Raw genomic sequence first — 19,771 nt, forward strand, 5'->3', positions numbered from 1 at the left:
GGTTTGCGGGCGCGCACCGGGCTCTGCGCCCGGTGAACTCGCTCTACGTGCCGGTCCTGCTGTTCGTGGCCGCGAACAGCAGGACGCACGACCCGCACCGGGCGGCGGTCCGGGCCGCGGGGCTGCTGCCGCACGCGGCCCGGCCGGTACCGCCGTCCGATCGGCGGAGTTCCTCAGTCGTCAGGTGCAGGCGCTCACCCCACCTTCTCGATCCGGGCCCGGCGGATCAGGAACTTGCCCGGCTCCCGGACCTGCTCGAACGCAGCGTTGTTGAGCAGTACGCAGCTGCCCGACACCGAGGTGACCTGCACGGTCGTGGACTTGTTGTTGTCCAGGTTCGTGACCTTGAGCTTGGTCCCGGCCGGGAACTGGTTGCTGGACGCGGCCGGGGCGCCCGCCTCGCCCGAGAGGGTGACGGTCGAACCGTTGCAGACCTGCTGGCCGGTGGCGGCGCCACCACCACCCGTCCCCTGCGCGGGTGCGGTGGTCTGCTGCTGCGCGGGTGTGGTCGTCGCCGGCTGGGCGGACTGCGCGGGCTGCGTGGTCTGGGAGCCCTGAGCCGACTCCCCAACCGCGCAACCGGACGCCTTCTGCTGCACCTTGATCTGTGCGATGACCGCCTCGCGGTTGGCGATCCGCGCCGCCGACTGCGCGTCGGGATTGGCCCGTTGGCCGTCGATGAACTTCTGGTTGTTGCCGAGGGCGGTGGCGAGCCCCTGGCAGACCGTCGAGTTCCCGGCGGACAGGGTCCGGCCGTTCTCGGTCGGCGCCGCGTTCGAGGTGGACGCCATGGCGAAGGCGCCACCTCCCGCCACGGCGGCGGCACTGACCAGCAGCGCGAGCTTCTTCTTGGGACTGAGAGTCCTTCTACGCGACATGCGCGCCTCCTGTCCCCGGCCGCCTCGTGCGGCGGCCGGATGCGATCCGTGTGCCGCTATGTACGAGATGCCGAACAGGGTTACTCAATGGTTAACACGAGTCAGTGCAGTGGCCTGGGTCACATGCGACCCAAGGCGTCCCGAACCGCTTCCTCCGTACGGGCCACGACCGCCGTCCCGTCGTCCGCCGTGATGATCGGGCGCTGGATGAGCTTCGGGTGCTCGGCCAGCGCCTTGATCCACTGTCCCCGCGAACCGTCGTCGCGCGCCCACGACTTCAGATCGAGCTCCTTCGCGAGGGCCTCCTGCGTCCGGGTGATGTCCCACGGCTCGAGGCTCAGCCGCTCCAGTACGTCCCGGATCTCGACCTCCGTGGGGACGTCCTCCAGATAGCGGCGGACGGTGTACTCCGCACCCTCCGCGTCGAGCAGGCTGATGGCGCTGCGGCACTTCGAGCAGGCCGGATTGATCCAGATCTCCATGCCGCACACGTTACGCGAGCCGTTCATCACAAGATCATCACTCCGTCTCCATGCCTCTGTCATATGCCACACCCAGGCACTAGCGTCGTCCCACCCGAAAGCACAACCAGGGGGGACGAGATGACTGACCCGTACACGATGCCGCCTGCTCCACGCCCGCCGGACACGCGGCCTTGGCGCAAGCGCAAGCGCGTGTGGGCGGCCGGGATCCTCCTGTTCGGTCTGGGAGCCATGGGTGGCACCCAGAGCGCGCAGGACGAGGTGAACGCGGCGAAGGCTGCGGCTGCCAGGCCGCGTCCGACGATCACGGTGACTGCCACTGCCACTGCCACTGCCACCGCCACTGCCACCGTCACCGCGACGCCGAAGCCGCGGGCTACCGTCACCAAGACGGTGCGGACGCCGGGCCCGACCAAAACGGTCACCGAGGCCGCGCGGGACGCTGGGGCGGACACGAGCGGGAGCAGCGACACCGGCACCTGCTCGATCGTCTCCAACTCGGGCAACTGCTATGAGGCGGGGCAGTACTGCCGGAACAGAGACCACGGCGCTTCGACGACGGATGCCGGCGGTGCGGGCATCACGTGCGCGTACCGCAACGGGTGGCGCTGGACCTACTCCTGACGGCGTGAGTCGCGTCTTTCCCGGTGGGTGACGGGCGGGTCCACGTCGTGCCACCGGAGGGTCTGTTCGAATTTGCCGCCGCCTCACGCACCTCTCGCGGAACTGCTGTGACGCGGCGGCAATTCCCTTGCTCACCTGGATGTTTGCTGGACTCTGCGGACTCCCTGGATGTCAGTGCCGGGCAGTAAACTGGAGGCAGTGTTCGAGGGTGTCGCCGGGGGGTCCGGATGGCACCCTGACCGCGACAGGAGGATGCCTGTGCCCGCTGCCGCACTGAAGCCGCTGCCCACTCAGTCCACGTCCAAGAGGGCGGTCCTGATGGACCTGCCGTACGAGCCCGTGGCGAAGCGCCCGTTGCCGCCGGGGCGGCCTCGCGAGTGGTACGTCACGCACAACCGCCGGCTCAAGGCGATGCGTCTCGCGATTGCTCTGCTCGACTCCGGTGTGTACGTTCCGAATCAGGCCCGCAACGAGAAGATCCGCAGTACTGCGGAGGCGATCGGTGTTCATCCGCCGTCGGACACCACGTGCCACATGGTGCGCGCGCTGATGCGCTACGCGCGCTGAGCGCAGGGGGCGGCCGGGGTGACGTTTCTCGCCCCCGCCGCCCCTACCCGTCCCATCCCTGGGGGCTCCGCCCCCAGACCCCCCGATCGGCCTGAACGGCCTCGTCCTCAAACGCCGGACGGGCTGAAGATGCGGGCCGGGGTGGGTGGGGTGCGGCTTCCGGCCTCGTCCTCGGTCGTCGGGCGGGCTGGAGGTGTGGGCTGGGGTGGGTGGGGTGTGGCCTCTGGCCTCGTCCTCGGTCGTCGGGCGGGCTGAAGGTGTGGGCCGGGGTGGGTGGGGTGTGGCCTCTGGCCTCGTCCTCGGTCGTCGGGCGGGCTGAAGGTGTGGGCTGGGGTGGGTGGGGTGCTGTCTCTGGGCTCGGTCTGGAACGCTGGACGACCCCGGGCTTTTAGGGGCGCGGGGAACTGCGCGACCAGCCCCCACCGGGCCCGCGGCGAAACGAATCGGGCGGACGGGGGACGCGGGGCGGAGCCCCCGCCTTGGGGGCGCGGGGAACTGCGCGAGCAACCCCCGCACTCCCGCAGCCGAATGGCACACCCGGAGGCTGGGGCGGAGCCCCGTCTCCTCCGTCACTGCCCCGTCGTCAGTTCCTTCTCCAGGGGGGTTCGGAAGCGCGGTGTGATCCGGGTCGGGCCCAGCCAGGCCCGAAGGCGGGCGGCCTCCGTCTCGATGGCGGCCAGTGCCTCCCGCCCCACCCCGGCAGGGTCCAGCACCCGCCACACCAAAGCCCCATCGGCCCGCTGCGCCCACCCCCCGACCACCCGCCCGTCCCACCACACCGTCGGCCCGACATTCCCACTGCCGTCGAAGAGGGCGGGGCGGAGGGAGGGGGACAGGTACCAGTCCCGTTCCTGCCATCCCATGGCCGTGGGATCGAGCCCGGGGAGGAGCGCCGCCCACGGCGCGGCGGGGCCGGGGGCGGTGTCGTCGGCGGTCACATATCCGGTGGCTCCGTCGTCGAGCGACACGGCCACCGCCCCGATCGCGGCCAGCGCCCGCCGCACATCGGTGACCTTCCACCCCGTCCACCACTTGAGGTCGGCCTCGGTGGCGGGCCCGCACACCGCGAGCCAGCGGCGCAGCAGCTCGGGCTGGGCCTCGGAGGGCGGGAGTTCGGGATGCGGCGGCGCCACGGCCCAGCGGAACTGGGTCGAGGTCCAGGACCCCAGCGGGCGCCCACGCACCACCCGCCCCTCGACCCCGAGCACCCGCATCAGCCGGGACGACACGGTCTGCGCGCTCTCGTAACTCCGTCCCGCGCCGTACGTGAACTGCTCCCTCAACCGCGGCTCGTCCTGGACGAGTTCGTTCACCGTGGCCTGCCCGCGCCGCGCCAGCGCGGCGAGCGCGGACACCTCCACCTCGGCGAGCCACTCCTCGGTCAGCCGCCCGTCGCTGCCGCTCACCACGTCCTTGATCAGCCCGGCCCGGGCCTTCGTGGCGATCGCGAGCCCCGTCGAGGCGTGCACCACCGCGGCCAGCTCGGTGGGGAATACGAACACGGTGTGCCGCATGCCGTGCATCCGTACCAGCGTCCGGTCCTCGTACAGCGCCCGGTCGAGCTCCTCCACCGTCTTCCCGGCGTCCGCGAGCCGCGCGCCCACCGCCAGGTACACCGTCGCCGGATCGGTCCCATGCAGTGCGACCAGGGACCCGGCGACCTCCTCGGGGCCCGCCGCGCGCGCCGTCCCCGTGAGCCGGTGCCGCAGGGCGAGCCGGGCCCGCCGCTCCGCCACTGCGATGTGCCGCCGCTCCTCGCCCACGCCGCCTCCCTCTCGTAGCTGCCGTCCCCGCATCCTCTCGCGCCTCACCCGATCGGCGCCCCCGCCATGCGTACGCCCTGCTCACGGCCTTGACTGAAGCGGGAATCCGCAGCGGAACGTCGGGAGACGACATGGCGCGGCACGCGAGGCAAGCGATACGCGAGATACGCGGGACAGGCTGGGTGCACAGGGTGAGTGGGATACGGGCGCCCGGCGTACGACGGGCCGGCCCGGGGGCCGTGGCTGGCGTGCTCCTGCTGGCCCTCGGCGCCTTCCTGGCCGGCTGTTCCAACGGCACCACCCCGTCCGACGTGGCCTCCGCCGCCTCCTCCCTCGCGTCCGAGGCCGGCGACTCGCTCGCCTCCGCGACCGCCGAGGCCGGGCGGAGGTTCGACGAGTTCAAGAACGGCCTGGACGCCAAGGACGAGGTGAAGCTCGGCGACCGGGTGACCATCGACTCCGCGGGCCGGGCCACCGTCAAGGTCACCGCCACCAACCCGACGTCCGCGGCGAAGACGTACGCGGTCCAGGTCGACTTCCGCGACAAGGGCGGCAACCTCCTCGACACGGTTGTCGTCACCCTGAACGACGTCCCGGCGGGCGCCGCCAAGGACGCCACCGCCCGCAGCACCCGCACCCTCTCCGGAGACGTCACCGCCGACGTGGCCCGCGCCGTACGGACCTGACACCCGCGAACGCGCCTCCCGCTCCGGCGACCATCTCGCCGTCGCCGTCGCCGTCGCCGTCGCCGTCGCCGTCGCCGATGCCTCAGCCGTACAGCTCGAACAGCCCGGTCACATACGCCGTCAGCCGTTCGCCCAGCAGTTCGGGGGTCAGGTCCGCGCGCCCCAGTTCCCGCCACGGCACCGCGAGCTTCTCGGCGTCGGGGGAGTAGGCCAGCGCGTCCAGCAGCCGCCAGTACAAGTGCTCCTCGGCGTCGGCCGGTCGGCGTCCGCCGTGTGCCTCGTACCGCGCGCGGAACCCCAGGCCGTACGCCTCCCCGTGGAGCAGCGCGAGAGCCGTGGAGCAGTGGGCCACGTCCAGGTCGGCGGGCCCCCACGAGGTCTCCACCCAGTCGACCACCCCGCTGATCCGCAGTGTGTCGCCCGCGCCGGTGAAGAGCACGTTGCCGGGATGGAAGTCCCGGTGCAGGAAACAACCTTCGTACGCCGGGGGTTCGCGCCGGATCACGTCCACGGCCCGATCCCACAGCGCGCCCCGGGGCGCACGGACGCGTTCGGGCGAGGTCCATGCCTGGTAGGGACGCGGGCGGTCGGCCGGAACCACCGCGTGGATACGGGCCAGTTGGCGGGCCAGCAGGTCGATGCGCCGGTCCAGGTCCTCCTCGTCGACCCGTACCCCGCCCGGCAGCGAGGACATCAACAGCGAGGGGCGGTCGCAGTGTTCGGCGGCGGCGTCGACGGCGTGGAGCTCGGGCGTGGGTACGTCCTCGTACGGGGCGAGCAAAGTGAGGACGGACGCCTCGCGGGCCAGCAGGCCGGCCGCGTGACGGCGGTAGAAGGGCTTCACGAACGACCGCAGCACCAGACCCGTACCGTCGTCGAGGGTGAGCCGGCGTATCTGGGAGCTCCAGCCGCCGCGCAGGGCCGTGGACTCCCGTACGCTCCTGCCGGCCGGAAGCTGTTTGGCCACCCAGCCGCGGGTCGCGGTCCACCCCCGCTCGCCCAGTCCCACGAGTACGGCGTCCACGAACCGCGCCCGGTCGGCGGGATGCTCCCGCAGCCACAGGCCCAGCATGTGGTCGGCGTCGGGGAATTCGAGCCGGGTGAACTGGGCGCGGGCGGTGAGCGCGTCGGTCACGGCCTCGGTGACGGCGGGTGGGATGACGGCATCCGTACCGGGTACGGCGAGGACCGCACGGCCGTCGTACCCGCGCAGCACGTCGAGCGCGGGGGCCTGCCGCCAGCTGTCCGGCGTCCGGATGATCTCGCTGAAGCGTTCGTCGCCTTCCCCGAAGGGAACCCGCCAGGCCTCGGCGCCGTACACGGCGGGCGCGCACAGGCCCAGCGCCACCACGCGCCGCCCGTAGTGCCCGGCGAGATCGGCCACCGTCTGGCCACTCATGCTGAACCCGACGAGGATCAGCGGACCGTCCGCCGGGACCGACGCGTCGATGACGGAGACGGCCTGCTCGAAACGTCGGCGCAGGCTCAGGTCCTTGAGTTCGCCCGAGCTCTCACCGTGTCCGGAGAAGTCGAGGGCGAGGCCCCGGCAGCCGCGTGCCACGAACTCCTCCAGCAGCGGGAGCAGCCGCTCCTTGTTGCCGAGGCCCGCGCCGTGCAGCAGGACGACGGTGGCCGCGGCGCCAGGGCCGTCGCCACCGCCGCCGCCGCTGACGCAGCTCAGTCGTTCACCGTCATGATCGTGTGCGAAGGAGGCGAGCATCCCCCCATTTACCCACGCCCGCTTTTCCACTCTCCACGTACCGACGGCCCCGGCCAGGTCACAGACCCGGGGCGCCCCAGATCGGGAACCAGCGGCTGAGGTCCTGTTCGATCCGCAGATCGTCCGCGAGCGCGGCCTTGACCTGCAGTTCCAGCGCGTTGTCGCGCCGTTGGGCCTCGCCGGTCAGCGGTGCGAAGGGATAGAAGGTGCCGCGCTTGTAGAGGTAGACGAGTCCGAGCCGTCGCTGCCCGGTGTCCTGGAAGCCGGCCACGGAGCAGAGCAGCTGCGGTCCGAAGCCGCTGCCCTCCAGTGCGCTGTTGACCGCGTGCAGATCACTGACCAGCGCGGGCAGATCGTCCGGGTCCCGCCGCGAGACCAGCCACGAGTACCCGTACTCGTCCCGGCTGACCTCCACCGGCGGACCCGTGCGTTCGGCATCCGCGTCGAGCAGTTCCTGCACCTCCTGGTGCGCCTGGGCGAAGGCCCCGCCCTCGACGCTCGCGAAACACACCGCTCCCGTCCCGGTCGGGGTGAACCCGGCGGCGGCCTGCAGGGTCAGGGCCGCCGACGGCAGCCCGAAGAGCTGGTCGAGATCGGGCGCGACGGCCTTGGTACGCCCGAGCAGGATGTCCAGGAACCCCATGCAGTCGGCCGCCTTTCCGGAAGGGACGAAGGGCCATGGCCCAGGACGAGCAGGGTGGGTCGGGAAGGGGCAGGAGGAAGAGTCAGGCGGTGTTTTCCGGAGTCGCCGCCTCACCCAGCTCCGCCGAGATCCTGCCCAGTTGTTCGAGCCGCTGCTCCAGGCTGGGGTGGGTCGAGAAGAGCTTCGCGATCCCCGGTTCGGCACCGAAGGCCGGCGTGAAGTAGAACGCGTTGAACGCCTGGGCCGTCCGCAGGTCCTTGGTCGGGATCCGCGCGATGTCCCCGGAGACCTTCGTCAGCGCGGACGCCAGCGCCGAGGGCCGGCCGGTGAGCAGGGCGGCGGACCGGTCTGCGGCCAGCTCGCGGTACCGGGAAAGCGCCCGGATGAGCAGGAAGCTGATCGCGTACACGGCCGCGGAGACGGCCATCACCGCCATGAAGATCGCCACGGTGTTCTGGTCCTTGCGGCCGCGCCCGCCGAAGAGCTCGGAGTAGAAGGCGAACCGCACGATCAGCCCGGCGATCACCCCGAGGAACGAGGCCACGGTGATCACGGCGACGTCCTTGTGCGCCACGTGCGACAGCTCGTGCGCGAGCACGCCCTCCAGCTCGTCGGGCTCCAGCCGCCGCAGCAGCCCGCTGGTCACGCAGAGGACCGCGTGATCGGCGTTCCGCCCGGTCGCGAACGCGTTCGGCATGTCGATGTCCGACACGGCGACCAGCGGCTTCGGCATGTCGGCGACGGCACACAGCCGGTCGACGACCCCGTGCAGCTGCGGATACTCCTCGCGCTCCACGATCCGGCCGTGCATCGCGTAGAGCGCGATCCGGTCCGAGAACCAGTACTGCGCGCCGAGAACCAGGGCCGCGACGACCACGACCAGCACCCAGGACTTCAACAGCACGATCAACGCGGCGACGAAGGCCACGTACAACAATCCGAGCAGGAACAGCGTGACCGTCATGCGTACGGTCAACCGCGGATCGCTCCGGAACCGGCTCTGCATCTGCATCACCCCCGCAGTAAGGCACTCGTCCCCCGCTGTCCAGTGTGCACCTGCGGACGCCCATGAAGCGGTTCCGAACAGCCCTAGGAGGTGCAAAGGCAACCTGTGGGATTCCGTGCGAGATCTGGGGGATTCCGCCCAAGATGCTGAGTGGTCGATCGCCGACTAGCCTTTATTCGCGAGCAGCTCTTAGTGAAAAGAGCCGCCATCGGAGTGCGCCCGCTGCACGCGTCGGCGGTTTGAACGTACTCCCCGTACTCGGGCGAGCATCGCGCCGGACCCGCTCCGCCGCGGTCACGGCCATCTGCCATCCGTCTCGTGCCTCCGAAAGACCGCACGAGGGGTGCAAGGAGGATTCATCCATGAAGGCACAACGTGCGAGGCGCTTCTTCGCGGTATCCGCCATCGGCGTTCTGATGGCCGGAGGCGCCGCGATCGGCGCAGCAGGTACGGCCTCGGCAGCTGCCCCGGCCCAAGCCTCGACCCAAGTCTCCACCTTCGGCTGTTCCAACTGGGGTGGCCGTGGATTCGGGAACAACTGCGGGTTCGGCTTCAACAACGGCTTCAACAGCGGCTTCAACCGTTTCGGCTTCAACAACGGTTTCGGCTTCAACAACGGCTTCAACAACGGCTTCGGTGGTGGAGTCGTAGTCATCGTGGTGCCCTGACGGACCACGGCCGAGGGCCGCCACCTGTACTCACAGGTGGCGGCCCTCAGTTTTGCACGCGTCTTTTCAGGCGTCGTGATCTTTAGACGTCGTAGTACAGCTCGAACTCGTGCGGGTGCGGACGCAGCTGCAGCGGCGCGATCTCGTTCGTGCGCTTGTAGTCGATCCACGTCTCGATCAGGTCGGACGTGAAGACGTCGCCCGCGAGCAGGAACTCGTGGTCGGCCTCGAGGCGGTCGAGGACGGCCGGGAGGGAGGTCGGGACCTGGGCGACGCCCGCGTGCTCCTCGGGGGCGAGCTCGTAGAGGTCCTTGTCGATCGGCTCGGCCGGCTCGACCTTGTTCTTGATGCCGTCGAGGCCCGCGAGCAGCAGGGCCGAGAAGGCCAGGTACGGGTTGCCGGAGGAGTCGGGCGCACGGAACTCGACGCGCTTGGCCTTCGGGTTCGAACCGGTGATCGGGATACGCATGGCCGCGGAGCGGTTGCGCTGCGAGTACACCAGGTTGACCGGGGCCTCGAAGCCGGGGACCAGACGGTGGTACGAGTTCACCGTCGGGTTCGTGAAGGCGAGGAGCGACGGGGCGTGCTTGAGGATGCCGCCGATGTAGTAGCGGGCGGTGTCCGAGAGGCCCGCGTAACCGGCCTCGTCGTAGAACAGCGGGTCGCCGTTGGCCCACAGCGACTGGTGGACGTGCATGCCCGAGCCGTTGTCGCCGAAGATCGGCTTCGGCATGAAGGTTGCGGTCTTGCCGTTGCGCCAGGCGACGTTCTTCACGATGTACTTGAAGAGCTGGAGGTCGTCGGCCGCGGCGAGCAGCGTGTTGAACTTGTAGTTGATCTCGGCCTGGCCGGCGGTGCCCACCTCGTGGTGCTGGCGCTCGACCTGGAGGCCGGACTTGGCCAGCTCCAGGGAGATCTCGGCACGCAGGTCGGCGAAGTGGTCGACCGGCGGGGTCGGGAAGTAGCCGCCCTTGTAGCGGACCTTGTAACCACGGTTGTCCTCGAGGGCACCGGTGTTCCAGGCGCCGGCCTCGGAGTCGATGTGGTAGAAGGCCTCGTTCGACTTGGTGTCGAAGCGCACGCTGTCGAAGACGTAGAACTCGGCCTCGGGGCCGAAGTACGCGGTGTCGGCGATGCCGGTCGACGCGAGGTAGGCCTCGGCCTTCTTCGCCACGTTGCGCGGGTCGCGGGAGTACTGCTCGCCCGTGATCGGGTCGTGGATGAAGAAGTTGATGTTGACCGTCTTGTCGCGGCGGAAGGGGTCGACGCGCGCGGTGGACAGGTCGGCGCGGAGCGCCATGTCGGACTCGTGGATGGCCTGGAAGCCGCGGATCGAGGAACCGTCGAACGCGAGCTCCTCGGCCGGGTCGAAGGCCTCGGCCGGGATCGTGAAGTGCTGCATCACGCCCGGCAGGTCGCAGAAGCGGACGTCGACGAACTTGACGTCCTCGTCCGCGATGAACTTCTTGGCCTCGTCGGCGTTCTGGAACATCCAGCTCCTCCTACTCCCGCCCACAGTGGACCGGGGTGGTAGTTCGTTCGTGCGGCCAGTGCGGTGGCACACGCTGCAGCCGACCATAGGGATGGGGGATTTCTCCAGCGTGACCCATTTGTTTCGCCCAAGTTAACCGACCCGGGGTCGCCGGGCCCCTCCTGTCCGCATGGCAAAACGGTCGCAGTACCGTGGACGGGTGGACAACAGGCAAGCAATCGGATCGTGGCTCTCCGGACCCCGCGCGGCCCTGGAGGACGCCGGTGCCGACCTCGGATACCGGGGCGAACAGCTGGGTCTGCCGGAACAGGGCCCCGGCTCCATCGCCCGCCCCGGCCGCAGGCTGGGCGCCCTCGCCATCGACTGGGCGCTGTGCCTGTTGATCGCATACGGACTGCTCACCCACGGCTACAAGCCGGGGTCGACGGGCAACTGGGCCCTGCTCGTCTTCTTCGTCCTGGGCGTCCTGACCGTCGGCACGGTCGGCTTCACCCCGGGCAAGCGCCTCCTGGGCCTGCGGATCGTGCCCGAGGGCGGCGGTCGTCTGGGCCCGCTGCGCGTCCTGCTGCGCACCGCCCTGCTGTGCGTGGCCATCCCCGCCCTGATCTGGGACCGCGACGGCCGCGGCCTGCACGACCGCATGGCCCGCACCATCGAGGTCCGGGCCTGACAGCCGGGCACCAGGCCGCACGGCGACATCAGGTGCCGTGCGGCGAGTGGTACGACGATGGGGGCGCCCGGAGTGATCCGGGCGCCCCCATCGTCGTAACTCTGCTCAGAGGAGTGTCAGCGGGCCTTCGGTCCGCCGCGCGGCATCCGCATGCCCTTGGGCATCGGACCCTTCGGAAGGGGCATGTTGCTCATCAGGTCGCCCATCGCGCGCAGCCGGTCGTTGGTGGCCGTCACCTGCGGGCCGGTCAGGACGCGGGGGAACTTCAGCATCGTCGTGCGGAGCTTCTTGAGCTCCACCTGGCCCTCGCCGGAGCCCACGAGCACGTCGTGCACGGGCACATCGGCGACGATCCGCGCCATCTTCTTCTTCTCGGCCGCCAGCAGGCTCTTCACCCGGTTCGGGTTGCCCTCGGCCACCAGCACGATGCCGGCCTTGCCGACCGCGCGGTGCACCACGTCCTGGCTGCGGTTCATCGCCACCGCCGGAGTCGTGGTCCAGCCCCGGCCGATGTTGTCCAGCACGGCCGCTGCTGCGCCGGGCTGGCCCTCCATCTGTCCGAACGCGGCTCGCTCGGCCCTGCGCCCGAAGACGATCGCCGTCGCGAGGAAGGCGAGCAGAAGGCCGAGAATGCCCAGGTAGTACGGGTGGTCGATCAAGAGGCCGATCGCGAGGAAGACACCGAAGGTGACGATTCCGACTGCCGCGAGTACAAGACCGATCTTGGAGTCGGCCTTGCGAGTCATCTTGTAGGTCAGGGCGATCTGCTTGAGTCGCCCGGGGTTAGCAGCGTCCGCTGCAGTTTCCTTCCTCGCCATGCCACGAAGTCTACGTGGCCCGACAAGCGCCGACGACGGCAGTGTCCGGGCAGGCGGCGGCAGCGCCCGCACGGGGGTCCGGCGACGGCTACGAACGCGTCGCCACGGACTCCAGCACGCGCTGCGCCTCGACCCGGTCCTTGGCGCGGCGGCGGTCCTCCAGGACGGAGGTCCAGGCGTTGCGGCGGGCGGTGCGCTGACCGCTGCTCATGAGCAGCGACTCGACGGCACGGAGTGCATCGGTGAACGACGGGATGGCTGTGGCGCGTACGGGCGCGGCCTGCATGATGGAGGTCCCCCCTCGGGATGACGGCTCTGGACGGGGCGGTACGGGGCGTAAGACCAGGGTCACTGATTGGTGTTACCAGGGCGTGACCGACCGGTCAAACACCAATGAAGCCTTGATGCGGCGGGCCTCCAGCGTGACGCCGTCCTGACGCCTGTCCCCATCTGCGCGGACGGTCCGCAGCGCGGTGAATTGGCCACATTGTGGGGGGAGTTGCTTGTGCGCCGATTCACACGCGAGCGGTGGCACTGAGTGCCACCGCTCGGGTTGTACGGCGTTTTAAATTATGTCGCCCGCACTGCTCCGTACGGGTGTTCAGACCGCCTGCGAGGCGACGTACGCGCCACGCTTCTCGATGGCCATCTGGTACAGCCGGCCGGCGCGGTACGAGGAGCGCACCAGCGGGCCCGACATGACACCGGAGAAGCCGATCTGCTCGGCCTCCTCCTTCAGCTCCACGAACTCGTGCGGCTTGACCCAGCGCTCCACGGGGTGGTGGCGCACGGAGGGACGCAGGTACTGCGTGATGGTCACCAGCTCGCAGCCCGCCTCGTGCAGCTGCGCGAGAGCCTCGCTGACCTCCTCGCGGGTCTCGCCCATGCCGAGGATGAGGTTCGACTTCGTGACCAGACCGTAGTCCCGTGCCTCGGTGATGACCTTCAGCGAGCGTTCGTAGCGGAAGCCCGGGCGGATGCGCTTGAAGATCCGGGGGACCGTCTCGACGTTGTGCGCGAAGACCTCGGGGCGGGACGAGAAGACCTCGGCGAGCTGGGCGGGCTCGGCGTTGAAGTCGGGGGCGAGGAGCTCGACCTTGGTGCGGCCGGCCTCGCGCTCCGCCGTCTGCCGGTGGATCTGGCGGACCGTCTCGGCGTACAGCCAGGCTCCGCCGTCCTCCAGGTCGTCGCGGGCGACGCCGGTGATGGTGGCGTAGTTCAGGTCCATCGTGACCACGGACTCGCCCACGCGACGGGGCTCGTCGCGGTCGAGTGCCTCCGGCTTGCCCGTGTCGATCTGGCAGAAGTCACAGCGCCGGGTGCACTGGTCGCCGCCGATCAGGAACGTGGCCTCGCGGTCTTCCCAGCACTCGTAGATGTTGGGGCAGCCCGCCTCCTGGCAGACCGTGTGCAGGCCCTCGCTCTTCACGAGGTTCTGCATCTTCGTGTACTCGGGGCCCATTTTCGCCCGGGTCTTGATCCACTCGGGCTTGCGCTCGATGGGGGTCTGGGCGTTCCGGACCTCCAGGCGCAGCATTTTGCGTCCGTCGGGTGCGACTGCGGACACATCGGCTCCCTGTAGCTTCGATTCTTCGGCGTACACCAGGGTACGCCCGTACGGTTCTCGGCCCCCGCGGTGGGCAACCTTGCGGACCGGGGGTGCATTCCCGGGGGTTTCCTCGCCCCCGCCGCCCCTACCCGTCCCATCCCTGGGGGCTGCCGCCCCCAGACCCCCGCTTCGGCCTGAACGGCCTCGTCCTCAAACGCCGGACGGGCTGGAGATGCGGGCCGGGTGGGCGGGGTGGGCCTCGCCCACAAACGCCGGACGGGCCGAGGCTTTCAGGGGCGCGGGGAACTGCGCGAGCAACCCCCACCGGCCCGCAGCCGGGCCACTTCGGACAGGCGGGGGATCGGGGCGAAGCCCCGCCTTGGACGGCGCGGGGAACACCCCCGCAGCCGACATCCGTCAGGCCGAGGCCCGCTCGACCTCGCGGGGGCGCAGGTCGGCGTTCTGCAGGACGTCGCGGAGGTGCTTCTCCGCGACCGGCAGGACCTCGGCGATGGTGACGTCGCGCCCCAGCTCGTACGCCAGGGACGTCACCCCCGCGTCCCGGATCCCGCACGGGATGATCTTGTCGAAGGAGGATGTGTCCGGATTCACGTTCAGGGCGAAGCCGTGCATCGTGACGCCCTTGGCGACCCGGATCCCCATGGCGCAGATCTTCCGGTCCTCGCGCCGCTGCCCGGCGTTGGAGGGCGCGTACTCCGGCCCGTTCAGGCGGGGGTCGAACTCCTCGTCCGTCAGCCGCGGGTCGAAGTCGAGGGAGAGCCCGCCGAGGGAGGGGCGCGAGGCGACGGGGTCGCCCAGGACCCAGACGCCCGCCCGGCCCTCCACCCGGCTGGTCTCGACGCCGAACTCGGCGCAGACCCGGATCATGACCTCTTCGAGCCGCCGCAGGTGCGCCACCACGTCCACCGGGCGCGGCAGCTTCTGGATCGGGTAGCCCACGAGCTGGCCGGGCCCGTGCCAGGTGATCTTGCCGCCGCGGTCCACGTCGACCACGGGCGTGCCGTCGAGGGGTCGTTCGCTGTCCGTCGTACGCCGGCCCGCCGTGTAGACCGGCGGGTGCTCCAGGAGCAGACAGGTGTCGGGGACCTCGTCCAGGAAACGGGCGGCATGCACGCGGCGCTGCTCGTCCCAGGCCTCTTGGTACTCCACGGCCTCGGCACCGAATCCCATGCGGACGAACCGCAACTCACTCACGGCAAGCGCCTCCCTAGAAGCCTCAGAACCTTCAGAACCTGTGGTGTGGCAACCGGCGGGCCCGTTGCGCGGCAGGCGAAAGAACCTTTCGTCAGGTACGTAACGCGCCCACGCCACTGTACGTCCGGGCCGCGCGCGTCAGCCCAGCGGTCAATCCTCACACGATCGGATGAATGTATGCCGATGCGTGCGATCAGGTGCTTACTCTCCGCTACATTCGCGCCGTTCACGAGGCCATAAGGGCTGCTCACAGGCAATCCGGGCACCCAGTGATACCCGGAAGGCAGGAGACCGCACCGCAGATGACGGAACGACCCGCGCAGCGCACTCCCAATCGCCAGCTCGCCGCGCTCATCGCAGAAGCGGGGTTCTCCAACGCAGGTCTCGCCCGTCGCGTGGACCAGCTCGGCCTCGAACACGGACTTGACCTGAGATATGACAAGACATCGGTGACGCGGTGGCTGCGCGGGCAGCAGCCCCGCGGCACCACGCCCGCCCTCATCGCCGAGGTGTTCACACGGCGCCTCGGCCGCCGCCTCACCGCGCAGGACCTCGGGCTCGACGCCTGCGCACCCGTCTACGCGGGCCTCGAGTTCGCCGCGACCCCCGAGGAGGCCGTCGACATCGTCAGCGGGCTGTGGCGCAAGGACTCCGGCAGCCACGCCGAGCTCCGCAAGATCGCCTTCACCCCGGCGGGACTCGTCGTCCCCAGCCGCGACTGGCTGATCGGACGGGCCGACGACCGGGTGAGCCGCGGTGACCAGGCCGCCGCGCGCATCCCCGCCCAGGGGCGCCCCGCGGTCCCCCGCCAGCGCAGCCAGACCGAACGCGGCCCCGGCCAGAAGGTCACCGGCGGGGACATCGCCGCCCTGCGCTCGGTGGGCGAACTGTTCCGCGCCCTCGACCACGCGTACGGCGGCGGACACGCCCGCCAGGCCCTGGTCCGCTACCTGGAGCACGAGGCCGAGCCCATGCTGCGCGGCGCGTACGGAGAGCAGACCGGGCGGCGCCTGTTCGCGGCCGCCGCCGACCTCACCCGCCTCGCCGGCTGGACCTCGTACGACATCGGCGCGCACGGGCTCGCGCAGCGCTACTTCGTGCAGGCGCTGCGGCTGTCGCAGGCGGCCGGCGACCGGGCGTACGGCTCGTACGTCCTGGTCACCATGAGCCGGCAGGCGGTCTACCTCGGCCACGGGCGCGAGGCCGTGCAGCTCGCCCGGGTCGCGCAGCAGGGCGTCGGCTCGTCCGTGCCGCCCGTCGTCCAGGCGCTGCTGCACTCCGTGGAGGCGCGCGGCCACGGCGTCCTCGGGGAGGTGCGGGCCTGCACGGCGTCGCTGGTGCGCGCCGAGCGGGCCCTCGAATCCGCCCGGCCGGGGGACGAGGCCCCGCACTGGGCGCGGTTCTTCGACGAGGCGCAGCTCGCCGACGAGTTCGGGCACTGCCACCGGGATCTGCAGCAGTACCGGGCCGCGGCGCAGCACGCCGAGCGCTCGCTGCAATTGCGGGCGCCCGGCTTCGCGCGCAGCCGGCTGTTCTGCCGGGTGGTGCTCGCCTCGGCACGGCTCGGGCTCGGGGAGCTCGACCAGGCCTGCCTGTTGGGCGCCGAGGCCGCGGGGCAGGCGGCGGAGATGCGGTCGGTCCGCGCCGTCGAGTACGTACGGGACTTCGAGCGGCGGCTCGAACCGTACCGGGACGCGGCACCCGTACGGGGCTACCGGGATCGGGTGGCGGCCCTGGGCTGACTCAGGCCGCCGTTTCCAGACGCTCCTCCGTCGCGGCCGGTCGGGCGCCCAGGTCCATCAGGAGGGCGTGGGCGGCCCGGCGGCCCGAATGCAGGGCGCCCTGGACCGTGCCGGTGTCCCGGTGGTCCCCGCAGACGTACAGGCCCGCCAGGAGGCGTACAGGGCGGCGCAGGTCGTGCGGCGGGGGCATCGCGGGGACCGCGTCACGGGTGTGGTGGACCGCGAGGAGTTCCCAGCGGGTCGTCGACGTGCCGTAGAGGCGGGCCAGTTGGGCGCGGACCGCGGTGTCCAGATGGGCGGCGGCCGGGGGAGTGCCCAGCACCGTCGAGGAGACGAGCGCCCGTCCGGCGGGGGCGCGGGACGGGTCGACCTGGCTGATGACCGCGGTCTGCGCCACCGGGCCGCTCCGGTCGGCGTCCAGCAGCAGGGCCGGGTCGGTCAACGGCGGCTCGTCCGTGGTGTGGTGCAGGACCGTCACCGGATGGAAGGCCGGGACGCGCAGACCGGGCAGCAGCCGGGCCGCGGCGCGGGCTCCGGTCGCCAGCAGGATGGCCCGGCAGCTGAGTTCGCCGTGGTCCTTCGTCGTCACGGTGGTCGTGGAGACCGCGGTGACCTCGACGCCGGTGTGGACGGTGCCCGGGGGCAGGGAGGCCGCCAGGAGCTCCGGCAGGGTGTCCGCGCCGCCCTCCGGCAGACACAGTCGGCCCGACGCGAACGAATGCAGGGCCAGGTCGGCGGCGCGGCTGGAGGTGGTGAGGGCCGGGTCGCACAGGAGTGCGGCGAGCAGGGGGCGCAGAAAGCCGTCGACGGCACGGGGCGGCAGACCACGGGTGGTCAGCGCCTGTGCGGCGGGCAGGTCGGGGCGGGTGAGGAGGCGTTCGGGTGGTGTGACGGCGAGGCGGGCGAGGGCGGTGGCCAGGCGGGTCTGGTCGAGGTGCCCGCCGAGGGGGCCGGGGCGGGAGGACTGACCCCGGGGGAGACGGGGGGCGCTCGCGAGGGCGCGTGCGGCGGTGAGTGCGCCCCTCGCGCTCCGGGGGGTGGTGGGAGCGGCGGCGCGGTGGTGACGGCCGTCGCTGTGCAGCAGCACGCCCGGGGAGAACGGGCGCAGGGCCAGGGTGTTCAGGCCCGGGGTGCGGTGCAGTTCGGGGTACGACGTGGACAGGAGCCGGCCGATGCGGTCGAGCCGGAAGCCGTCCACCTTCTCCGTCGTCATGCGGCCGCCCACGGTGGGGGCGGCCTCCAGAACCTTCGTCGTGAGGCCCGCCCTGGTCAGGTGCTGGGCGGCCGCGAGTCCCGCGGCTCCGGCCCCGACGATGACGACGTCCACGTCCGCCTTGCTTACGGGCTCTAGCACGTACCCCTCCTCGAGGTTGCGCGGCCGGTGGGAACGTCATGCCCCCAACCTGCCCTGGGGATACCCGAGTTCGGGTCGAGGGTAGGTGCGTCTGGAGCCGTGGACAGTCGCGCGTCGGGCGTGCACGGTCGCATGGGGGTGCACGGATTCCTTGTCCGCGGGTGAGTGGGGGTTGGGCGCGCAGTTCCCCGCGCCCCTAAAACGGGGCTTCGCCCCGCATCCCCCACCCGCCCGAGTTCGTTTGGCTGCGGGCCAGTGGGGGCTGGGCGCGCAGTTCCCCGCGCCCCTAAGAGCCTCAGCCCGTCCGGCGTTTGAGGACGAGGCCGTTCAGGCCGGTCGGGGGTTTGGGGGCGGAGCCCCCAAGTACGGATGGGACGGGTAGGGGCGGCGGGGGCGAGGAACGTTTGTCAGCGCAGGGCCGCTCGCAACGTCTCCTCGATCGACGGGAAGGCGAAGGTGAAGCCGGAGGACAGCAGGCGGGTGGGGTGGACGCGTTGGCTGCCCAGGATGTCGCCGGACATGTCGCCGAGGGCGAGGCGCAGGAGGGGAGCCGGGGTGGGGAAGACGGTGGGCCGATGCAGAACGCGCCCCATCGCCTCGGTGATCTCCCGGTTGGTGAGGGGCGTCGGCGCGGTGAGGTTCACCGGCCCGGACAGCGACGACGTGTCGATGAGATGCCGGATCGCGGCCACTTCGTCATGCAGGGAGATGTAGCTCCAGTACTGGCGGCCGTCCCCCATCCGCCCACCGAGCCCCGCCCTGAAGAGCGGAAACAGCTTCCCCCACGCCCCGCCCTCACGGGCCACCACCAGCCCCGTACGGGCGAAGACGGTACGGACACCCGCCTCCCGCGCCGGTGCCGCCGCCCCCTCCCACGCCACGCACACGGAGGGAAGGAATCCCTCCCCGGGCGGCGCCGACTCGTCCACCACCCGGTCGCCCGTCTCGCCGTAGAACCCGATGGCACTCCCGTTGACGAACACCCGCGGCCGCTCGTCGAGAGAGGCCACCGCCGCGGCCAGCGTCGCCGTCCCCCGCACCCGGCTGTCCAGGATCTTCCGCTTGTACGCCTCCGTCCACCGCCGCGAGGCGACCCCCGCCCCCGCGAGATTGACGACCGCCGCGCACCCGGCGAGCCCCGCGGCGTCGATCCGCTGCCCGTCCGGATCCCACCGCACCTCGTCCTTCCCACGGGGCGCACGCCGTACGAGGCGGACCACTTCGTGTCCGTCCGCGGTCAGGGAGCGCGTCAGCGCCGAGCCGATCAGGCCGGACGCACCGGCGATCGCGATACGGGACCTACGGGAATCCGGAGCGAGCGGTGAGTCGTTCATGCGCCCATCCTGCCGCGCGCGCCGGAAAAGTACGGGACGGAACTGCGCGGGGCCGCCGTAAAGTGACCTTCATGCCGGTACCGCACATACGCATCGCCACCCTCGACGACGAGGACGCGCTCGGCCGTCTCGACCGTGTCACCTGGTCGACCCAGCACGCCGTCATGCCGCGCCCCCAGCCGCCGTACGAACCCTTCTACAACGAGCGGTTCGGCCCCCGGGACCACCACGTCGCCGAACTCGACGGCGTCCTCGTCGGCTACATCCGGCTGGGCTATCCCACGCCCCTCGCCTGCAACTCCCACGTCCGGCAGATCCAGGGACTTGTCGTCGCCGAGGAGGCGCGCCGCGCGGGCGTCGGACGAGAGCTGCTGCGGGCCGTGATGGACGGGGCCCGACGGCAGGGCGCCCGGCGGATCACGCTGCGCGTCCTCGGGCACAACGCCCCGGCACGGAAGCTGTACGAGTCCGAGGGCTTCGAGGTGGAGGGCGTCCTGCCCGAGGAGTTCCTGCTCGACGGCGAGTACGTCGACGACGTGTTCATGGGCCGCTTTCTCTGA

At 71.0% G+C, this 19,771-nt stretch carries 19 protein-coding genes and 1 pseudogene; 7 read left to right on the forward strand and 13 right to left on the reverse strand.

Features of this window, described 5'->3' with window-relative positions; translation table 11 throughout:
- Positions 1–194 precede the first annotated feature (194 nt).
- Complete coding sequence (locus KVT44_RS02830) at positions 195–878, reverse strand: hypothetical protein (RefSeq protein ID WP_054230804.1); 684 nt, start codon at positions 876–878, stop codon at positions 195–197.
- A 119-nt stretch (positions 879–997) separates the two neighbouring features.
- Entirely contained in the window at positions 998–1,360 is a 363-nt protein-coding gene (locus KVT44_RS02835) for an arsenate reductase family protein (protein WP_217565976.1), read from the reverse strand.
- Positions 1,361–1,480: 120 nt separating this feature from the next.
- On the opposite strand from KVT44_RS02835, the gene KVT44_RS02840 reads away from it, so the two are divergent.
- Both KVT44_RS02840 and KVT44_RS02845 read left to right on the forward strand, forming a co-directional pair.
- Positions 1,481–1,984, forward strand: a complete 504-nt coding sequence (locus tag KVT44_RS02840; protein WP_217565921.1) for a hypothetical protein — start codon at positions 1,481–1,483, stop codon at positions 1,982–1,984.
- Between the two features lie 258 nt (positions 1,985–2,242).
- On the forward strand, positions 2,243–2,551 hold the full coding sequence (locus KVT44_RS02845; RefSeq protein ID WP_054230803.1) for a hypothetical protein: 309 nt from the start codon (positions 2,243–2,245) through the stop codon (positions 2,549–2,551).
- 569 nt (positions 2,552–3,120) lie between these two features.
- Here the strand turns inward: KVT44_RS02845 and KVT44_RS02850 are convergent.
- Complete coding sequence (locus tag KVT44_RS02850) at positions 3,121–4,347, reverse strand: winged helix DNA-binding domain-containing protein (protein WP_217565922.1); 1,227 nt, start codon at positions 4,345–4,347, stop codon at positions 3,121–3,123.
- Between the two features lie 158 nt (positions 4,348–4,505).
- Here KVT44_RS02850 and KVT44_RS02855 point away from each other — a divergent pair, with 158 nt between their 5' ends.
- Positions 4,506–5,000, forward strand: a complete 495-nt coding sequence (locus KVT44_RS02855) for a hypothetical protein (RefSeq protein WP_308313896.1) — start codon at positions 4,506–4,508, stop codon at positions 4,998–5,000.
- Between the two features lie 82 nt (positions 5,001–5,082).
- Here KVT44_RS02855 and KVT44_RS02860 read toward each other — a convergent pair whose 3' ends face one another.
- From KVT44_RS02860 to htpX, 3 genes are all read right to left on the reverse strand, one after another.
- Complete coding sequence (locus tag KVT44_RS02860; RefSeq protein ID WP_217565923.1) at positions 5,083–6,720, reverse strand: phosphotransferase; 1,638 nt, start codon at positions 6,718–6,720, stop codon at positions 5,083–5,085.
- Between the two features lie 58 nt (positions 6,721–6,778).
- Entirely contained in the window at positions 6,779–7,363 is a 585-nt protein-coding gene (locus KVT44_RS02865) for a hypothetical protein (RefSeq protein ID WP_099923050.1), read from the reverse strand.
- 82 nt (positions 7,364–7,445) lie between these two features.
- Positions 7,446–8,369, reverse strand: a complete 924-nt coding sequence (htpX, locus tag KVT44_RS02870) for a zinc metalloprotease HtpX (RefSeq protein WP_190168999.1) — start codon at positions 8,367–8,369, stop codon at positions 7,446–7,448.
- A 362-nt stretch (positions 8,370–8,731) separates the two neighbouring features.
- On the opposite strand from htpX, the gene KVT44_RS02875 reads away from it, so the two are divergent.
- Positions 8,732–9,037 carry a hypothetical protein gene (locus KVT44_RS02875; RefSeq protein ID WP_099923051.1) on the forward strand — a complete coding sequence of 102 codons (306 nt, stop codon included), beginning with the start codon at positions 8,732–8,734 and terminating at the stop codon, positions 9,035–9,037.
- A gap of 82 nt (positions 9,038–9,119) precedes the next feature.
- On the opposite strand, the gene glnA is transcribed toward KVT44_RS02875, so the two are convergent.
- On the reverse strand, positions 9,120–10,529 hold the full coding sequence (gene glnA, locus KVT44_RS02880) for a type I glutamate--ammonia ligase (protein ID WP_099923052.1): 1,410 nt from the start codon (positions 10,527–10,529) through the stop codon (positions 9,120–9,122).
- Between the two features lie 199 nt (positions 10,530–10,728).
- Here glnA and KVT44_RS02885 point away from each other — a divergent pair, with 199 nt between their 5' ends.
- Positions 10,729–11,199 (forward strand): RDD family protein, encoded by a 471-nt coding sequence (locus tag KVT44_RS02885; RefSeq protein WP_099923053.1) that lies wholly within the window; start codon positions 10,729–10,731, stop codon positions 11,197–11,199.
- Positions 11,200–11,315: 116 nt separating this feature from the next.
- On the opposite strand, the gene KVT44_RS02890 is transcribed toward KVT44_RS02885, so the two are convergent.
- The 4 genes from KVT44_RS02890 to lipB form a co-directional block, all read right to left on the reverse strand.
- Positions 11,316–12,017, reverse strand: a complete 702-nt coding sequence (locus KVT44_RS02890) for a DUF4191 domain-containing protein (protein ID WP_067363458.1) — start codon at positions 12,015–12,017, stop codon at positions 11,316–11,318.
- Positions 12,018–12,105: 88 nt separating this feature from the next.
- Positions 12,106–12,303: a hypothetical protein gene (locus KVT44_RS02895; protein WP_054229278.1), complete on the reverse strand. Its 198-nt coding sequence runs from the start codon at positions 12,301–12,303 to the stop codon at positions 12,106–12,108.
- Positions 12,304–12,618: 315 nt separating this feature from the next.
- Positions 12,619–13,584 carry a lipoyl synthase gene (lipA, locus tag KVT44_RS02900; protein WP_099923054.1) on the reverse strand — a complete coding sequence of 322 codons (966 nt, stop codon included), beginning with the start codon at positions 13,582–13,584 and terminating at the stop codon, positions 12,619–12,621.
- Between the two features lie 399 nt (positions 13,585–13,983).
- Positions 13,984–14,781, reverse strand: a complete 798-nt coding sequence (lipB, locus tag KVT44_RS02905; RefSeq protein ID WP_099923055.1) for a lipoyl(octanoyl) transferase LipB — start codon at positions 14,779–14,781, stop codon at positions 13,984–13,986.
- Between the two features lie 302 nt (positions 14,782–15,083).
- Between lipB and KVT44_RS02910 the strand changes: the two genes are divergently transcribed.
- Positions 15,084–16,523, forward strand: a complete 1,440-nt coding sequence (locus KVT44_RS02910) for a hypothetical protein (protein ID WP_054229281.1) — start codon at positions 15,084–15,086, stop codon at positions 16,521–16,523.
- Between the two features lies 1 nt (position 16,524).
- Here the strand turns inward: KVT44_RS02910 and KVT44_RS02915 are convergent.
- Both KVT44_RS02915 and KVT44_RS02920 read right to left on the reverse strand, forming a co-directional pair.
- A pseudogene (locus KVT44_RS02915) lies at positions 16,525–17,883 on the reverse strand (NAD(P)/FAD-dependent oxidoreductase); the annotation flags it as partial.
- A gap of 401 nt (positions 17,884–18,284) precedes the next feature.
- On the reverse strand, positions 18,285–19,211 hold the full coding sequence (locus tag KVT44_RS02920) for a TIGR01777 family oxidoreductase (RefSeq protein WP_217565925.1): 927 nt from the start codon (positions 19,209–19,211) through the stop codon (positions 18,285–18,287).
- A 71-nt stretch (positions 19,212–19,282) separates the two neighbouring features.
- On the opposite strand from KVT44_RS02920, the gene KVT44_RS02925 reads away from it, so the two are divergent.
- Positions 19,283–19,771, forward strand: coding sequence for a GNAT family N-acetyltransferase (locus tag KVT44_RS02925; protein ID WP_190168533.1), 489 nt, complete (start codon positions 19,283–19,285; stop codon positions 19,769–19,771).

Source organism: Streptomyces sp. GbtcB7, from assembly GCF_019091445.1.
GTDB classification, from domain to species: domain Bacteria; phylum Actinomycetota; class Actinomycetes; order Streptomycetales; family Streptomycetaceae; genus Streptomyces; species Streptomyces mirabilis.